This window comes from Kribbella sp. NPDC051586 (assembly GCF_044453965.1).
Lineage (GTDB): Bacteria > Actinomycetota > Actinomycetes > Propionibacteriales > Kribbellaceae > Kribbella.
The window spans coordinates 388,518-403,371 of the sequence record NZ_JBITDF010000001.1 but is presented as its reverse complement, the minus strand read 5'-3'; the positions used below and the strand labels follow the sequence as shown (position 1 = coordinate 403,371).

The following is a 14,854-nucleotide window of genomic DNA, read 5'->3' as shown; positions in this document are numbered from 1 at the left end:
GCCTCGCCGGCCTCTTTCGGCCGGCAGTTGAGCGTGAGCCGCCTCGACTGCCGGCGGTTGGTGAGTGCTGGAGGTCCGCTAGCCGCGGGCGAGTGCGGCGGCGATGGCCCAGTCCTGGGCTCCGACGCCGACGGACTTGAAGACGGTTCGGCCTTGGGGGGTTGGTGGCGTGGCGAGGGCGGGGCCGAGTTCGACCAGGTCTGGCTCTCGGAGGGCGCCCGACTTGATGGCGTCGATGATTTCGCCGGACTCTTCCAGGGCGGCTTCACGCTGGTCGACGAGGACGGTGGATGCGGTGGTGAGGAGGTCGCGGGGGAGTTCGCGCATGGTGGGGCGGAAGGCGCCGATGGCGTTCACGTGGACTGCGGCGGGCAGGGCGTCGGCGGAGAAGAGCGGGGTGGCCGAGGATGTGGCGCAACAGATGATGTCCGGGTCGGCGACGGACTCGGCGACGTCGGTGCTGGGGGTGAACTTCACCTCGGGGAACTCTGTCGACAGCTGGTCGGCGAGCGTGGTCGCGCGCTCCGCGGACCGGCCGGTGATCGTGACCTGAGCGATGGGCCGGACGGCGAGTACGGCGCGGACCTGGTCGGCGGCCTGCGCGCCGGTCCCGATCAGCGTGAGGCGGGTGGCGTCGGCGCGGGCGAGCAGGTCGGTTGCGACGCCGACGACCGCGCCGGTGCGCAAGGTGGTGATCGACCCGCCGTCGGCGACCAGCTGCTCGCCGTTCCCGGTCCAGATCAGGGTCGCGCGGATCGCCGGCACCTGGTCGAGGGCGATCCCGATCTTCTTCACCACCGCGGTCCCGGTCGGTGTGTGGTACGCCGACATCACCAGCACCGTCCCGTCCCCGAAGATCTGCCGCGGCGGCAGCACGAAGTTCCCGGCCGCCAGCTCCCGGAACGCGTCTCGCACGGCGTCGACCGCCGTACTCATCGGGACCAGCCGGCGAACATCCTCAGCAGAAAGAACCTTCACCGGCCCGAGCATATTCTGGTCCGATGGATCTGCACCGTGACGCGATCGTGGCCGACGGGCACAACGACCTCTTGATGCTGGTGGCGCGACGGCCCAAGGAGGTGTGGCCGGAGTACTTCCGGGAGCGGTGGATCCCGCAGCTGCGCGCCGGCGGGATCGACGTACAGGTCCTGCCGGTGTTCATCGACTCGGAGTTCCTGCCCGAGGGCGCGCTCCGCGAGACGCTGCGGATGATCGAGGCGGCGCACCGGATCGCGGCGGCGAACTCCGACGAGGTCGCGCTGTGTACGGCGCCCGGCGACATCGAGGCCGCTACGGCCACGGGCAAGCTCGCGCTGGTGCTCGCGCTCGAAGGCTGCCCGCAGATCGATACCGACCTCGAGCTTCTGCAGACGCTGCAGCGCCTCGGCGTACGGATGGTGTCGTTCACCCATTTCGGCCGCAGCGCGCTCGGCGACGGCTCCGGCGAGGACGCGACCCGCGGCAGGTTGACGCACGCCGGCGTCGAGGCAGTGGGACTGCTCGAGGAGCTCGGCGTACTGGTCGACGTCTCGCACGTCGGCCGCGCCGGGGTCGAGCACATCCTCGAGTTGGCCACCAAGCCGGTGGTCGCGTCGCACTCGAGCGCGTTCGCCTTGCGCGAGCACCACCGCAACCTGACCGACGACCAGCTGCGTGCCATCTCCGCGACCGGCGGCGTGATCTGCGTGAACTTCTTCGCCGGCTTCCTGACCACGGACGAGAAGCCGACCGTCGACCACCTGGCCGACCACATCCTGCACGTCCTCGACATCGCCGGCGAGGACCACGTCGGCCTGGGCAGCGACTTCGTCGCCGAGGTCTTCGGCGAGAAGATCCCCGCCTGCGACCGGCCGGTGATCATCCAGGGCCTCGACGCCGAGCTCTACGTCCCCGGCCTGGAGGGCCCGGCCGGCCTGCCCCTGGTCACCGACGCCCTCGTACGTCGAGGCTTGCCCGAGACAACCATCCGCAAAGTCCTCGGCGAGAACCTGGTCCGCGTTCTCGGCTGAGTATTACGTCCGCCCTTCGGTAAGGAGCGCTTCATGCAGCAGTGGCTCGACGAGAACCTGACCCGGCTGATCGGCAAGCACGGCGTACCCGCGGCTTCCGTCGCGGTACTGGCCGATGGCCGGGTGAGTACGGCCGCGGCCGGCGTCCTCAACCGGAACACCGGGGTCGAGGCAACTGTCGACTCGGTCTTCCAGGTCGGCTCGATCACCAAGCTCTGGACGACCACGCTGATCATGCAGCTGGTCGGAGAGGGCAAGGTCGATCTCGATCGCCCGGTCCGCGAGTACCTACCCGACTTCAAGCTCGCCGACGAGTCCACTGCGGCGGCGGTCACCCCGCGGCACCTCCTGACGCACACCAGCGGCTTCTCCGGCGATGCCTTCATCCCGACGTCGCGCGGCGACGACGGCGTCGAGCTGTTCGTCCGCGACGTCGTGCCGGGTCTGCCGCAGGAGGTCCCGCTCGGCGCCGGGTACTCGTACAACAACGCCGGATTCGTGGTCCTCGGCCGGATCGCGGAGGTCCTGCGCGGGAAGCCGTTCCACGAGCTCGTCCGCGAACACATCGCCGCACCGCTGGAGCTCGGGCACGTCGCGACGATTCCGGACGAGGCCCTCTTCCATCGGGCCGCCGTCGGTCATGTCTCGCCGAAGCCGGGCGCGCCGCTCGACGTCGCGCCGGTGTGGAGCCTGGTGCACAGCATGGCGCCGGCCGGATCGTTGCTGGCGATGAGCGCGAGCGATCTGATCACCTTCGGCCGGACGTTCCTCGACGCGACGCTGCTCGACCGGGCGACGATCGATCGACTGTGGGAGGCCCAGGTCGACGTACCCCAGACCGGTGGCGATCTGCATCAGCTCGGCCTCGGCTGGATGATCTTCGACAGCGAGCACGGCCCGTACTTCGGGCACGACGGCGGCACGGTCGGACAGGCCGCGTTCTTCCGGCTGGTCCCGGACCGGAACGTGGCCGTCGTACTGCTCACCAATGGCGGCAGGGCCTCGGCGCTGTACGACGAACTGATGGGTCACGTCCTGCGCGAGACGGCCGGGGTCGAACTGCCGGCGCGGCCGGTCCCGCCTGCGGAGCCGGCCGAGATCGCCGCCGAACTTGTTGTCGGACGGTACGACGGCGTGTTGTTCCGGGCGACAATCAGCGTCGAGGACGGCGAGTTCTGGGTGCTGGACGAGCCGCTGAGCGACGAAGCGAAGGTGCTGCTGTCCGAGCCGGAGCGTTCCCGGCTGGTAGCGCTCGACGGGTCGCGGCTGATCGCGGCCGAGCCGGAGAACGGAATGCACGAGGTGATGGCGTTCATGGAACCGGTCGACGGTCGCGCGACGTACTTGTTCAGGGGCGGACGCCTCAGCCCTCGTGGTGACTGAGAGTAGTTACCCGGCCCGATCCCAACTCGTTGCCTGATCACCCTTTGTGATTGCAGTTGGCAACAAACGTGAGTTTTAATCGCCTTTCTTAACGGTATGCGTACAGACGGTCGCCAAGTGGTGGGTTCGGGTCTATCGTGATTACACGGGGGAACGGGGCGAATACCGGACGGTGAGGCTATGTCGTGGCAACTCTGGGTGGTGATCGCACTCGCTGCGGCCGCGGTGGTGCTGTTGGCCGCGGCGCGCATGCGGCGCGCGCGTAAAGTCTTCGACGACATCACCGATCTGAACCGGCCGATCCGCATCACGCCGCCGGTCACAGCGGACGACCTGGCCCGAGCTCGCGCGCGGCACGCGCGCCCCGAGCCGGATCGCCACCGCAAACACGGTTAGGGCGCGTCGAGCAGGCCGTCACGGCGGGCCACTGCCGCCGCCTCCGTCCGCGAGCGGACGCCGAGCTTGGCCAGGATGTTCGACACGTGCACGCTGACGGTCTTCTCGCTGATGTACAGCTCGCGCGCCAGCTGCCGGTTGGTCCGTCCCTCCGCGAGCAAACGCAGTACTTCGGTCTCCCGGGACGTCAGCGCGCTCGCGCCGCCGGTGTCGCCGCCGCCGGTCTCGGCCAGCAGCGGCTTCGCCCGCAGCTCGCGACCGACCTCGCCGGCCAGCGCTGTCTGCTCGTTGGCTTCCGCGACCCGGCCTGCGGCCCGCAGCGCCGCCGACAGCCGGACCCGCGACCACGCCTGCTCGTGGATGTATCCGTACCCGAAGGCGTCCGTCGTCCGCTCCCAGGCGGAGACATGCTCCTCCGGCGTCGGCGCATCGACCCCAGCGAGCCACCGCAGCCGCTCCCACTCCGACTCCAGCCGCGCCAGCCAGGCGAGTCCCTCGACGCCCATCAATCGCCCGGGCGGCAGCCCCTTCTCCGCTGTCGCCTGCCCGAGTGCAACCAGCTCCGCACCGCGCGACACCAACTCGGCCGCCGCTGACGGCTCACCGACGGCGCGGTGGCACAGCAGTTGCAGACCGAGCGCCGAGAACCGGATCTGCGCGAAGAACCACTCGGTCTGGAACACGTCGGCGCACAGCGTGGACACGTCGGTGATCAGCTTCTCCGCCTCGGCCGGCTGATCCAGCTGCAGGTACGCCTCGACAGCCGGCTGCAGCCCGATGAGCGGCAGCATGATGTCGAGATCCCACCACTTCCGGGACAGCTCGAACTCCTCAGCGACCGCGGTGTCACCCCGCCCGCTTCGGACCGAGAACTCCACCGCCCGCAGCGCCGCCGCGGCCGCCGCAGGCGTCATCGAGTCGGTGCGGGCGGTCACGGTCGCCTCGTCCCACTCGCCGAGCATGAACTGCGTCAGCGCGAGCAGCCGCCGCGCGTCGAACCCGTACGCCGCCCACTGCCGCCCGAGCTCACCGGCGCGTTTCACCGCGAACGAGAAGGCGGACTTCGCGTTCAGCAGGTCGCCCTGCTCGTAGTGCGTCGACCCGAGCAGGAACCGGCTCCGCACCTCGGCAGCAGGATCGCCGGTGAGCTGCGCCCGTACGGCGGCCTCCTCCAGCTGCTTCGCCGCCGTCTCCGGATCGCCGGCCCGGCGACGGAGCTGGGCGAGCGTGATCCCCGCGTCACTGGCTGCGGACTCCTGACCGGCCTCGCGGGCGATCTCGAGCGCGCGGTGTGCCCAGCGCTCGGCCTCCATCGGCCGGCCGAGCGCGTCGGACACCCGCGCGTACAGCGAGGCGACCTGCGCCTTGAACACGCTGGACGGCTCGTCGTGGACCAGCTTGAGCGCCTGCGTGATCGCCTCGCTCGCCTCCTTGTCCTGGTCGATGATCAGCGCGATATCGGCCAGCGGCAGGAGGAGCTCGGCGCGCTGCAGCTTCGGTGCGTCGGCCGGCAGATCGGCCAGCGCCTTCCGGAGCAGCTTGAGGGCGCGCAGATGCTGTGAGGACAGCGTGGCCGCCGTCGCCGTGTCGACGATCAGCCAGGTCTTGTCGACCGTGCTCGTCGGTGCGGCGTTCGGGAACAGCTCCAGCGCCATCTCGTAGTGCTTCAGCGCCTCCTGCGGCGCCGCGACCGACAGCGCCTCCTGACCGGCCCGGACCCGCGCCTCGAACGCGGTCGCCAGGTCGTGCGACCGGGTGGCGTGCCCGGCCAGCTCGGCCGCGGTCCCTGCGACGGTCTTGTCTTCGAGTGCTTGTACGTACGCCGCGTGTTCGCGAACACGCTCGCCCGGCAGCAGATCGTCGTACACCGCCTCGGCAAGCAGGGCGTGGCGGAAGTAGTACCGATCGTTGGTCGGTACGTCGATGATGTGCGCATCGATCAGCTCGCGCAGGGCGTCGTCGAGCTCGCGATCCGGCAGCTTCGCGACCGCGGTGAGCAGGTCGTGTGGGACGCGGCGGCCGGCGACCGCGATCACGCGGGCGACCTGGCGGGCGTCGTCCGATACCGGGTCGAGGCGGACCAGCAGCAGGTCGGCGAGATCGGGCGGCACGGTGTCGCCGTCACCCATCGAGGCCGCGGCGGCCAGCTCCTCGGTGAAGAACGCGTTGCCGCCGGCGCGCTCGAGGATGCGACGCTCCTCGACTGCGGACAGGGGCTCGGCGAGCAGCGAATTCAGCAGGGTGCGGGACTCGGCGGCGTCGAGCGGCAGGAGGTTGACCCGGCGCACCCGGGGGTTGCGGGACCACTCGGCGATCGGACGGCGGAGCGGGTGGCGGCGGTGCAGGTCGTCGCTGCGGTACGACACGACCAGGGCGAGGCGCTGCGAGGTCAGCCGGGTGATCAGGAAACCGATCAGGTCCCGGGTCGAGTCGTCGGCCCAGTGGGCGTCCTCGATGATCACGACGATCGGCTCGCTGGTGGAGAGCGCGGTGAAGGCGCCCAGGACGGCGTCGAACAGCGCGGCGCGGTCGAGCTGGCCGTCCTGCGGCGCTGGCTGGGCGCTGAGCAGGCGGTGGGCCGGGAGCAGCCGGCTGATCGCCGGGAAGTTGGTCAGCACGCTCTCGACGAGGTCGGGGCGGTCGCCGGCCAGGCGGCCGAAGATCTCGGAGAACGGCTGGTACGGCAGGCCGGCGTCGCCGAAGTCGGTGCAGTGCCCGACCAGGACGCCGAAACCGCGCTCGTGCGCGCCGGTGGCCACCTCGTCCAGCATCCGGGTCTTGCCGACGCCGGCGTCGCCGGACAGCAGTACGGCGCCGGCGCGGCGCGTTTTCGCGTCGTCCACGGCGCTGAGCAGGGCGGCCATCTCGGTCGAGCGGCCGACGAGAGGTGTCGAATTCCAGGGCACGTCGTCCATCTTCGCCCCTGAAGCCGACACAAATCGACGGCATCCCGTCCGCTGAGCCCCGGTTCTGCTGTCCGCCGTGCTCGCCGCGGGTAAAAGAGCGCCGTCCCTGATCGGGTGATCAGGGACGGCGGCTTTGGCGGTCATCGGGCCGTGGTGGGTCGGAGGGCCCGGCGCTGGTGGCGCGGCTCGGGCTGCGAACCCTTCGCCGCGCGCTGCCGGCGGGTCGCGGAGCCGAAGTCACGCTTCGTCCGCTCCAGCCGGTACGCCGTCTCCGCCTTGATCGTGTCCTGACTCAGTGGAGTGTTGAACATGGTTTTCCTCCCTTCAGGCTTTCCGGCCGAACAGGTGGTTGATGGTCCGGCGGGCTCCGGTGTGCCGGTGCTGCCGGAAGTCGCGGCTGAGGCGCTCCCTGCGGTAGGCGACCTCTGCCTTGACCGAGTCGTTCGTGTACATGTCTTCCTCCGTCTTTCGGTGCCAGCTCCTTGCTGACAGGTGTAAATCTGCTCGTCTGAGGGGGGTCCGCACATCGGAACTCCTCCCTATCCCCGGGCGGGGTGGCGCCTTAGCCGGCCTTAGGGGGTCCTAGGCGGTGTCCAGGGACCCCCTGACGACGCCCGGAACAGGCCTGGAACGACGGTGGCGGGGGGGGGGGGGCCCCCCCCGCCCCCCCCCCGGGGGGGGGGGGGGGGGGGGGGGGGGGGGGGGGGGGCCCACCCCCCCCCCCCCCCCCCCCCCCCCCCCCCCCCCGCGCCCCCCCCCCCCCCCCCCCCCCCCCCCCCCCCCCCCCCCCCCCCCCCGTGGGGGGAGGGGGCCTGGGGCGGTGATCGAGCGGTCACATCGCCGGACGTGCACGCAGCTCGGGCGCACATTGCGCAGACGGCCGCTGCTCGAGCTTGCGCTGGAACCAGAACGGCCGCTGGAAGTCCCGCCGGATCCGCTCCTGCCGATACTTCATCTCGGCTCGCACCGCGTCGGTCGAGTACATGAACATGATGTCCTCCGAGCTCCTGTCGATGAGTAGACAGTGCGCCCCTGAGGCCACCCCCCACATCCGCACAACTCCCTATGCCACCGGCAACCAACCCCTTAGTCGCGCGCGGGGCTGGTCAGGTGCGGTAGGAGAGGTTCAGTTCGTAGTGGGTGGGGTCGAGGAGTTCGTCGGCGTGCTCGGCGAAGTGGTCGTTGGCGGTCCAGCTGGTTCGGGTGGTGTGGAGGAACCAGGTGCCGTCGGGGCGGTCGAGCTGGCCGGCTTCGGTGGGGGTCAGGGGGCGGCCCCGGAGGCGCTGCTCGCAGTGGTCCAGGTAGAGGCCGGCGCGGTTGAGGGTGACGCTGATCGAGTCGTTGTCGAGACCGCGTTCGGGGAGATCGCGGAGGGCGTCCAGCGCGGGGATGCGGCTGCGTTCGAATGAGATCGCCGTACCGTCGGTCAGCTGCCGGACCCGCTCGACGACCACCACCGCGGGAGATTCCAGACCCAGTCGGGAAGCCAGCTCGGGATCGTCCTCGCGTTCGATGCGTACGGTCCGCATCCGCGTCTCCACGCCCTGCTCGGACAGGGCATGGGTCCACCCGAGCCGCCCGTCCAGCGCCCGCCCGTCGAACAGCACGTACGACCCCTTGCCGGTGTGCGTCGCGATCAGCTCGTCCTCGGCCAGTACGGCGAGCGCGGCGCGGACCGTGTTCCGGCTGACCGAGAAACGCTTCGCCAGTTCCACCTCACCCGGCAGTTGCGCTCCACGCCGTACGACGCCGGACTTGATCTCCCGCGCGAGCACCCGCGCGACCCGCTCGTGTTTCAGGGAGATCCGCCGCATCACCGCAACTGCTCCACGTGCACGATCTCGATCATCGGCGCGTACAGCCGCATGATGTCGAGCGCCTTGCGATGGTTCTCGTCGGTCGATCCGGCGCAGGCGTCCTCGACCACCTGGACCTGTACGCCGGCGTCGACCGCGGCCAGCGCCGTACTGATCACGCAGCAGTCCGTCGTCACCCCGCCGAGCACGAGCCGCCCGCCCGCCGCGGCGGCCAGCTCCGGTCCCCACTTCCCGAACGAGATCTTGTCCACGGTTGGAGCGCCCTTGAACTCGTCGACCAGCTCGTACTCCGCCGCGTCCGGCGGCTGCAGCGCGAACGGGAACTCCTGGTAGTACGGCACCCAGGCACCGAACGGTTTCTCCGGCGCCACGAACCGGGTGAGGACAACGTCGGGCGCGAACAGCTCGATCAGTTGCTTCGCCGGCTCGATCACCCGCCCGAAGTCCGGCGTCGCCCAGCCGGACTCCGGGTCCGCGAAGATCCGCTGCAGGTCGATGAGAGCCAGCACCATCAGGCGGTCGCCTCCTGCCGGCGTACGGCGGACGCGCGGCCGAACCACTGCACCAGGAATCCGATCACCAGCGCCGCCAGCACGCCGAGGTTCGCGTACGCCCACGCGCCTTCCTTGCCGCCGAGGCCGAACGCTCCGAGCAGGTACCCCTGCCAGGTCAGCCACGACGCCAGCGTGTTCGTGACGAGGCCCCACCCGATGCCGGTGGCAACGAGCATGGTTGCCACCGGCAGCCATTGCACGTCGCCGTACCGCCCCTCCGGCCGGTACAGGTCGTCCTCGGCGTAGTCGCGCTGCCGGGCGATGATGTCGGCGAGCATGATGCCGCACCACGCCGCGATCGGTACGCCGAGCGTGATCAGGAACCCCTGGAACTGCCCGAGGAAGTCACCGCCGTAGAACACGACGTAGATCGTCCCGCCGATCATCACCACGCCGTCGATGAACGCCGCGACGTACCGCTTCACCGGCAGCCCGAGCGACAGCAGCGCGAGCCCGGACGAGTAGATGTCGAGTACGGCGCCGCCGACGAGGCCGAGCACCGCCACGATCACGAACGGCACCAGGAACCACGTCGGCAACGCCTCCGCCAGCGCACCGATCGGGTCGGCACTGATCGCCTTGCTGAGGTCCGCCGACGAACCCGCGAGCAGCAGACCGAAGATCAGGAGTACGACAGGAGCCACCGAGCCGCCGAACGTCGTCCACCCGATCACGCCGCGACTCGACGACCGCCGCGGGAGGTACCGCGAGTAGTCGGCGGCCGCGTTCACCCAGCCGAGCCCGAAGCCCGTCATCAGGAAGACCAGCGCACCGATCACGGCTTGCGCGGAGCCGCTCGGCAGCGCGGACACCGTGCTCCAGTGGATCTGGTCGGCGACCAGGATGATGTAGACGATCGTGAGTACCCCGGTGACCACGGTGATGATCGTCTGCGCCCGCATGATCAGGTCGAAGCCGAGCACGCCGCAGGCGACGGTCAGCAGACCGACGACAACCAGCGCGATCACCTTGGTCAGGTTGCCGCCGCCCCAGCCGAGCCGCTCGAACACGGTCGCGGTCGCGAGCGTCGCGAGGATCGTCAGCACGGTCTCCCAGCCGACGGTCAGCAGCCACGACACGAGTGACGGCAGTTTGTTGCCCCGGACACCGAACGCGGCGCGGCTCAGCACCATCGTCGGCGCCGATCCGCGCTTGCCGGCCAACGCGATCAGCCCGCAGAGCAGGAACGAGAACACCACCCCGATCACGCCGGCGATCACCGCCTGCCAGAACGAGATCCCGAATCCGAGTGCGAACGCGCCGTAGCTCAGCCCGAGCACGGAGACGTTCGCCCCGAACCACGGCCAGAACAGCTGGCTCGGACGGCCCTTCCGGTCCGCGTCGGCGATCACGTTCAGGCCGTTGGTCTCCACCGAGAGCGCGCGGGTCTGCTGAAGCTGTTCGGTCATAGGAGCTCTCCAACCCCTGAATGGACCTGTCCAGTCCTGTTCAATCACGGTAAGCCCGGCCGATCGGATGGTCAACAATGGGCGGATGCTGAGCGAAGCGGTGGACGGTTTCAGGCTCGCGTACGACCGGGACGGTGAAGGTCCCGCGGTGGTGCTCCTGCACGGCTGGCCCGGTGATCGGACCGACTACCGGCGGCTCGCGCCGCTGCTGGTCGAGCGCGGGGTCGAGGTGGTCGTGCCGGACCTGCGCGGGTTCGGTGGGTCGGACAGCCAGTCGATGGATCCGCAGCAGTACGGCGTGGACGCGCAAGGGCGCAGCGTCGTCGCGCTGATCGAGGAGCTCGGGCTGGATCGGCCGGTGCTCGCCGGGTACGACGTCGGCAGCCGGATCGCGCAAGGGATCGCCCGGAGCCGGCCCGAGCTGATCGAGGGCCTGGTGATCGCGCCGCCGCTGCCGGGGATCGGGAAGCGGGTGTTCTCCGAGCAGGCGCAGGCCGAGTTCTGGTACCAGGCGTTCCATCGGCTGCCGGTGATCGAGGAGCTGATCGACGGCAAGCCGGACGCGGTCCGCTCGTACCTGCTGCATTTCTGGACGCACTGGTCCGGGCCGGGGTTCGAGCCCGAGCTGGAGCACCTCGTGGATACGTATTCACAGCCGGGCGCGTTCACGGCGTCGATCCAGTGGTACCGGGCGGGCGCGGGTTCGGTCGCGGTGTCGGCCGCGGAGACAGCGCCGCCGTCGTACGACCGGATCGCGGTACCGACCGTGGTGCTGTGGCCGGAGTTCGACCCGCTGTTCCCGCGGGCCTGGTCCGACCGGGTCGACGACTTCTTCAGCGACGTCCGGGTGCGGTACGTCGACGGCGCCGGGCACTACGCCCCGCTGGAGTACCCAGAGGTCCTCGCGGAGGAGATTGTCGGACTAGGCTGACGGTATGACGGAGCTGGGGATGCCGACGGTGCGACCGGCGGTCGGCGCGCTGGCGAAGCTCGCGCCGGAGCCGGTTCGGTACCTGCTGAACTGGGGGCGGAAGTACTCGCTCTGGGTGTTCAACTTCGGGTTGGCCTGTTGCGCGATCGAGTTCATCGCCGCGTCGATGGGGCGGCACGACTTCATCCGGCTCGGCGTGATCCCGTTCGCGCCCGGTCCGCGGCAGGCCGACCTGATGGTGGTGTCGGGGACCGTCACGGACAAGATGGCGCCGGCGATCAAGCGGCTGTACGACCAGATGCCGGAGCCGAAGTACGTGATCTCCTTCGGCTCCTGCTCGAACTCGGGCGGCCCGTACTGGGACTCGTACTGCGTGACGAAGGGCGTCGACCAGATCATCCCCGTCGACGTGTACGTGCCTGGCTGCCCGCCGCGGCCGGAGGCGTTGCTGCAGGGGATCCTCAAGCTGCAGGAGAAGATCGCGGGCGAGGCGCTCGCCGATCGGTACGAGGAGCCGTCCGCGGCGGCACTGACCCGCGGCCTGGTGCAGCCTTGACCGCCGACGCACTGGAGGCGCTGACGAGTGCCGGCATCACCGCGACGTCGTCGGACAGCTTCGGCCCGATGGCGATCGACGTGCCGCCGGAGTCGTGGGTCGCGGCGCACGAGGTGCTGCGGGACGCTGTCGGGTTCACGTTCTTCGACTTCCTGAGCGCGTCGGACGAGCTCACCGACGGGTTCCGGGTGGTGTCGCACCTCGCGGACTTCTGGGGTGGATCGCACGTCGAGCATGTGCTGGTCCGGACGCTGGTGCCGCGGGACAAGGCGGTGCTGCCGACGCTGTCCGAGCTGTACGCCGGGGCGAACTGGCATGAGCGCGAGACATGCGAGATGTTCGGGATCAGCTTCGACGGGCACCCGAATCTGATCACCCTTCTACTGCCGGACGAGTTCGAGGGGCATCCGCTCCGCAAGGAGTTCGTGCTGGCCTCGCGAGTAGCCAAGCCGTGGCCCGGCGCCAAGGAACCCGGCGAGTCAGACCACGCCCCCACCGGCGCCCCCAGCCGCCGCCGAACCCTCCCCCCAGGCGTCCCCGACCCCGAGACGTGGGGACCCCGCCCACCCGGCTCCCCAGAGCCCGACCCCTTGGCCGCCGCGCAGGCAGCGGCAACTCCCGCCCGCCCCCGCCGAGCAGGCGCAGCCGGAGAACGCCGCACCCGCCGCCAGTCCCCACCAGCCGACGCCCCACCCGCCGACCCGGCGTCCTCGGATGGGTCGGAGGGTGAGTCGTTGTGATTCCTTCGGCTGAGGAGCTGGCGCGGTACACGTTGGAGCGCCAGCATCCGCTCACCCGTACGTGGGTCGACGACGCGCGCCGGCTGGCGATCCTGACCGAGGAGCACGCGGCGCTGGACATCCTGCTGGCCGAGGATCACGACATCGCGGCACAACGGGCCGCACGATTGGCCCCGGGGAAGCCGGCCGAAACGATGCTCAACCGATGGGTTGCCGTAGGCAACGACCTGCAGGTGATGTTCAGCATGCGCTTCGAGAACCTGAACCTCGCCAAACCGTTCGTCGACGCAACCCCGATGAGCCGCTCACCCGAGCCGCGCGACCTCCCGGCGCTCGCCGCGGCCGCCCAGGAGTACTACGGCATCCACCACCCGCTCTACCTCCGCCTGTGGAGCGCAGAGCCCGGCGTCGACGGGACCGTGCCCGACCGCCGTTTCCTCGCCGCACCGATCAGCGAGCTGCAGCCACACGACGTGCCGCCCGGCCTCGCCCTCCGCCAGGCGAAGACGGTCGCCCACTACGACGAGGCCCGCCGCGCGTACGAAGCAGTGGACGCCGACCACCCGCACCACACCGAGGAAGCAACCATCCAGGACCTCGACGATCTCCAGGAGTCAGCGGATGACGGCCTCCTGTTCGAGGTGACGGTGAACGACGACTGGGCCGGGTACGCCGCCGCCATCATCAAGCCCGACGACGCCCTCGGCCTGCCCGCCTACGTCGTCCGCGAACTGATCCTCGCCGAACACCACCGAGGCCACGGCTACGGCCCCCACCTCAGCACCCTGCTCGCCCAGGCCCTCCCTGACCCGACCCGCATCTTCATCGGCACCATCCACTCCGCCAACCAAGGCGCCCGCACCGCCGCCCTGACCGCCGGCCGCCACGACGTAGGCGGCTGGCTTCAACTCCCACTCGGCGGCGTGTAGTAGAAGACGTCTTCGCGGGTGATTTGGCCGGACTCGACTGTGCAGAGGGAGAGTTTGGTGGCTCGGGATCGGGTGCCGGTTGTGGTGTTGCGTTGGGTGAAGGTGAAGCGGATGGCGAAGTGGTTGGCGTGGAGGAGGGGGCCCAGGGTCTCGACGGCCAGGTATTCCACGTCGGTGTTGAGGCGCTGGGCGTTTTCGAGGATGGCGGCCGTGCCTTTGAGTTCGGTGGCTGACTCGAGTGGGGCGGCGCGGACCACGTCGGGGGCCAGGAAGCTGAAGGCTTCGTCCAGCCGGCCGGCGGACAGGGCGTCGACGTACCCCTGGGCTACCTCGGCGGTGGACAAGACGCGGAACTCGTCGGCGTGTTCGCGGGTCCAGTCGGCGAAGGTGAGGGCGGGGCGGCCGGTGAGTTCGGCGACGGTAGTGGTGATGGGCTCGGGGTTGTCGACGAGTGAGGCCCAGTAGTTGACCGCGCTCGCGGCGAGGGCCGGGGCGGCGCCTTGGTCGAGCATGGCCTGGCGGGCGGCGTCGCCGGCCAGAGGTACGACGTGGATGTCCCTGCCGACCGCTCGGCCGATGGTGGCGACCTGCTCGGCCTGGGTCAGCGCCTCGGGGCCGGTGAGCTCGTAGATCTGGCCGACGTGGCCGGGGTTGACGAAGGTGAGTACGGCGACGGCCGCGATGTCGCGCTCGTGGATCATCGAGCGAGAAGCCTCCGGGTACGGAAGGCGCAGCGAGTCGCCGGAGCGGATGGCGTCGGCCCAGCCCTGGGCATTGACCGCGAACCCGCTCGGCCGCAAGAACGTCCATGCCTTGTCCGACGAATCGCGCAGCAACTGCTCGATGTCACCCCACACCCCGCCCGAGGCGGCGTTCAGCGAGGACAGGTACACGACCCGCGAAGGCAGCTCCGGGACGATCTTCTCCACACCCTCCGCGCTGTACGACGGCCACAGCAGGAACGCAGCATCCACGCTCGCCGCGGCCCGTCGTACGGCATCGGCGTCGTGGATGTCGCCCTGGACCAGTTCGACGTCGGGCGGGAATCCGGCGAGGTCCGGCGTACGGACGAGGGCGCGAACGGTCACCCCGGCGGCGCGCAGTCCGGCGACGACATGCCGGCCGACCCGGCCGGTGGCTCCAGTGACAAGAACGGTAGTCATGACACCACCATTCGACCTAAACATTGGTTGAGGTCAAGCCGGACGCACTAGGCTGACGCTC

General features: G+C 70.0%; 16 protein-coding genes. 7 read left to right on the top strand and 9 right to left on the bottom strand.

What is annotated here, in order from left to right; translation table 11 throughout:
* Positions 1 to 78: 78 nt before the first annotated feature.
* Positions 79 to 978 (bottom strand): ornithine cyclodeaminase family protein, encoded by a 900-nt coding sequence (locus ACIA58_RS02075; RefSeq protein WP_396401730.1) that lies wholly within the window; start codon positions 976 to 978, stop codon positions 79 to 81.
* A gap of 23 nt (positions 979 to 1,001) precedes the next feature.
* Between ACIA58_RS02075 and ACIA58_RS02070 the strand changes: the two genes are divergently transcribed.
* From ACIA58_RS02070 to ACIA58_RS02060, 3 genes are all read left to right on the top strand, one after another.
* Complete coding sequence (locus ACIA58_RS02070) at positions 1,002 to 2,009, top strand: dipeptidase (protein WP_396401729.1); 1,008 nt, start codon at positions 1,002 to 1,004, stop codon at positions 2,007 to 2,009.
* Between the two features lie 33 nt (positions 2,010 to 2,042).
* Positions 2,043 to 3,392, top strand: coding sequence for a serine hydrolase domain-containing protein (locus tag ACIA58_RS02065; RefSeq protein WP_396401728.1), 1,350 nt, complete (start codon positions 2,043 to 2,045; stop codon positions 3,390 to 3,392).
* Between the two features lie 180 nt (positions 3,393 to 3,572).
* A complete protein-coding gene (locus ACIA58_RS02060) occupies positions 3,573 to 3,788 on the top strand; it encodes a hypothetical protein (protein ID WP_396401727.1) in 216 nt (71 codons plus the stop codon).
* On the opposite strand, the gene ACIA58_RS02055 is transcribed toward ACIA58_RS02060, so the two are convergent.
* From ACIA58_RS02055 to ACIA58_RS02025, 7 genes are all read right to left on the bottom strand, one after another.
* Positions 3,785 to 6,703 (bottom strand): AAA family ATPase, encoded by a 2,919-nt coding sequence (locus ACIA58_RS02055; RefSeq protein WP_396401726.1) that lies wholly within the window; start codon positions 6,701 to 6,703, stop codon positions 3,785 to 3,787. The two genes, ACIA58_RS02060 and ACIA58_RS02055, sit on opposite strands and share 4 nt — an antisense overlap.
* Before the next feature lie 131 nt (positions 6,704 to 6,834).
* Positions 6,835 to 7,005, bottom strand: a complete 171-nt coding sequence (locus tag ACIA58_RS02050; protein WP_396401725.1) for a hypothetical protein — start codon at positions 7,003 to 7,005, stop codon at positions 6,835 to 6,837.
* A 13-nt stretch (positions 7,006 to 7,018) separates the two neighbouring features.
* A complete protein-coding gene (locus ACIA58_RS02045) occupies positions 7,019 to 7,147 on the bottom strand; it encodes a hypothetical protein (protein WP_396401724.1) in 129 nt (42 codons plus the stop codon).
* A gap of 379 nt (positions 7,148 to 7,526) precedes the next feature.
* Entirely contained in the window at positions 7,527 to 7,685 is a 159-nt protein-coding gene (locus tag ACIA58_RS02040; protein WP_396401723.1) for a hypothetical protein, read from the bottom strand.
* A gap of 115 nt (positions 7,686 to 7,800) precedes the next feature.
* Complete coding sequence (locus ACIA58_RS02035) at positions 7,801 to 8,508, bottom strand: GntR family transcriptional regulator (RefSeq protein ID WP_396401722.1); 708 nt, start codon at positions 8,506 to 8,508, stop codon at positions 7,801 to 7,803.
* A complete protein-coding gene (locus ACIA58_RS02030) occupies positions 8,508 to 9,023 on the bottom strand; it encodes a cysteine hydrolase family protein (protein WP_396401721.1) in 516 nt (171 codons plus the stop codon). Before ACIA58_RS02030 ends, ACIA58_RS02035 begins: the two co-directional genes overlap by 1 nt.
* Positions 9,023 to 10,474: a purine-cytosine permease family protein gene (locus tag ACIA58_RS02025; protein WP_396401720.1), complete on the bottom strand. Its 1,452-nt coding sequence runs from the start codon at positions 10,472 to 10,474 to the stop codon at positions 9,023 to 9,025. The genes ACIA58_RS02030 and ACIA58_RS02025 overlap by 1 nt, the downstream gene beginning before the upstream one ends.
* A gap of 85 nt (positions 10,475 to 10,559) precedes the next feature.
* Here ACIA58_RS02025 and ACIA58_RS02020 point away from each other — a divergent pair, with 85 nt between their 5' ends.
* From ACIA58_RS02020 to ACIA58_RS02005, 4 genes are read left to right on the top strand one after another with little or no spacing between them, the layout of a single operon-like run.
* Positions 10,560 to 11,405: an alpha/beta fold hydrolase gene (locus tag ACIA58_RS02020; RefSeq protein WP_396401719.1), complete on the top strand. Its 846-nt coding sequence runs from the start codon at positions 10,560 to 10,562 to the stop codon at positions 11,403 to 11,405.
* Positions 11,406 to 11,409: 4 nt separating this feature from the next.
* Complete coding sequence (locus tag ACIA58_RS02015) at positions 11,410 to 11,961, top strand: NADH-quinone oxidoreductase subunit B (RefSeq protein ID WP_134120366.1); 552 nt, start codon at positions 11,410 to 11,412, stop codon at positions 11,959 to 11,961.
* Positions 11,958 to 12,701 (top strand): NADH-quinone oxidoreductase subunit C, encoded by a 744-nt coding sequence (locus ACIA58_RS02010; protein WP_396401718.1) that lies wholly within the window; start codon positions 11,958 to 11,960, stop codon positions 12,699 to 12,701. The genes ACIA58_RS02015 and ACIA58_RS02010 overlap by 4 nt, the downstream gene beginning before the upstream one ends.
* Complete coding sequence (locus ACIA58_RS02005; protein WP_396401717.1) at positions 12,698 to 13,630, top strand: GNAT family N-acetyltransferase; 933 nt, start codon at positions 12,698 to 12,700, stop codon at positions 13,628 to 13,630. The genes ACIA58_RS02010 and ACIA58_RS02005 overlap by 4 nt, the downstream gene beginning before the upstream one ends.
* On the opposite strand, the gene ACIA58_RS02000 is transcribed toward ACIA58_RS02005, so the two are convergent.
* Complete coding sequence (locus ACIA58_RS02000; RefSeq protein WP_396401716.1) at positions 13,606 to 14,793, bottom strand: NAD(P)H-binding protein; 1,188 nt, start codon at positions 14,791 to 14,793, stop codon at positions 13,606 to 13,608. The genes ACIA58_RS02005 and ACIA58_RS02000 overlap by 25 nt on opposite strands.
* Positions 14,794 to 14,854 lie beyond the last annotated feature (61 nt).

What these genes read in the sequence shown, in the direction of transcription:
- ACIA58_RS02050 (WP_396401725.1), bottom strand. Translation starts at nt 7,005, where the DNA reads ATGTTCAACACTCCACTGAGTCAGGACACGATCAAGGCGGAGACGGCG.
- ACIA58_RS02065 (WP_396401728.1), top strand. Translation starts at nt 2,043, where the DNA reads ATGCAGCAGTGGCTCGACGAGAACCTGACCCGGCTGATCGGCAAGCAC.
- ACIA58_RS02045 (WP_396401724.1), bottom strand. Translation starts at nt 7,147, where the DNA reads ATGTACACGAACGACTCGGTCAAGGCAGAGGTCGCCTACCGCAGGGAG.
- ACIA58_RS02060 (WP_396401727.1), top strand. Translation starts at nt 3,573, where the DNA reads ATGTCGTGGCAACTCTGGGTGGTGATCGCACTCGCTGCGGCCGCGGTG.
- ACIA58_RS02020 (WP_396401719.1), top strand. Translation starts at nt 10,560, where the DNA reads ATGCTGAGCGAAGCGGTGGACGGTTTCAGGCTCGCGTACGACCGGGAC.
- ACIA58_RS02000 (WP_396401716.1), bottom strand. Translation starts at nt 14,793, where the DNA reads ATGACTACCGTTCTTGTCACTGGAGCCACCGGCCGGGTCGGCCGGCAT.
- ACIA58_RS02025 (WP_396401720.1), bottom strand. Translation starts at nt 10,474, where the DNA reads ATGACCGAACAGCTTCAGCAGACCCGCGCGCTCTCGGTGGAGACCAAC.
- ACIA58_RS02055 (WP_396401726.1), bottom strand. Translation starts at nt 6,703, where the DNA reads ATGGACGACGTGCCCTGGAATTCGACACCTCTCGTCGGCCGCTCGACC.
- ACIA58_RS02015 (WP_134120366.1), top strand. Translation starts at nt 11,410, where the DNA reads ATGACGGAGCTGGGGATGCCGACGGTGCGACCGGCGGTCGGCGCGCTG.
- ACIA58_RS02035 (WP_396401722.1), bottom strand. Translation starts at nt 8,508, where the DNA reads ATGCGGCGGATCTCCCTGAAACACGAGCGGGTCGCGCGGGTGCTCGCG.
- ACIA58_RS02040 (WP_396401723.1), bottom strand. Translation starts at nt 7,685, where the DNA reads ATGTTCATGTACTCGACCGACGCGGTGCGAGCCGAGATGAAGTATCGG.
- ACIA58_RS02030 (WP_396401721.1), bottom strand. Translation starts at nt 9,023, where the DNA reads ATGGTGCTGGCTCTCATCGACCTGCAGCGGATCTTCGCGGACCCGGAG.
- ACIA58_RS02070 (WP_396401729.1), top strand. Translation starts at nt 1,002, where the DNA reads ATGGATCTGCACCGTGACGCGATCGTGGCCGACGGGCACAACGACCTC.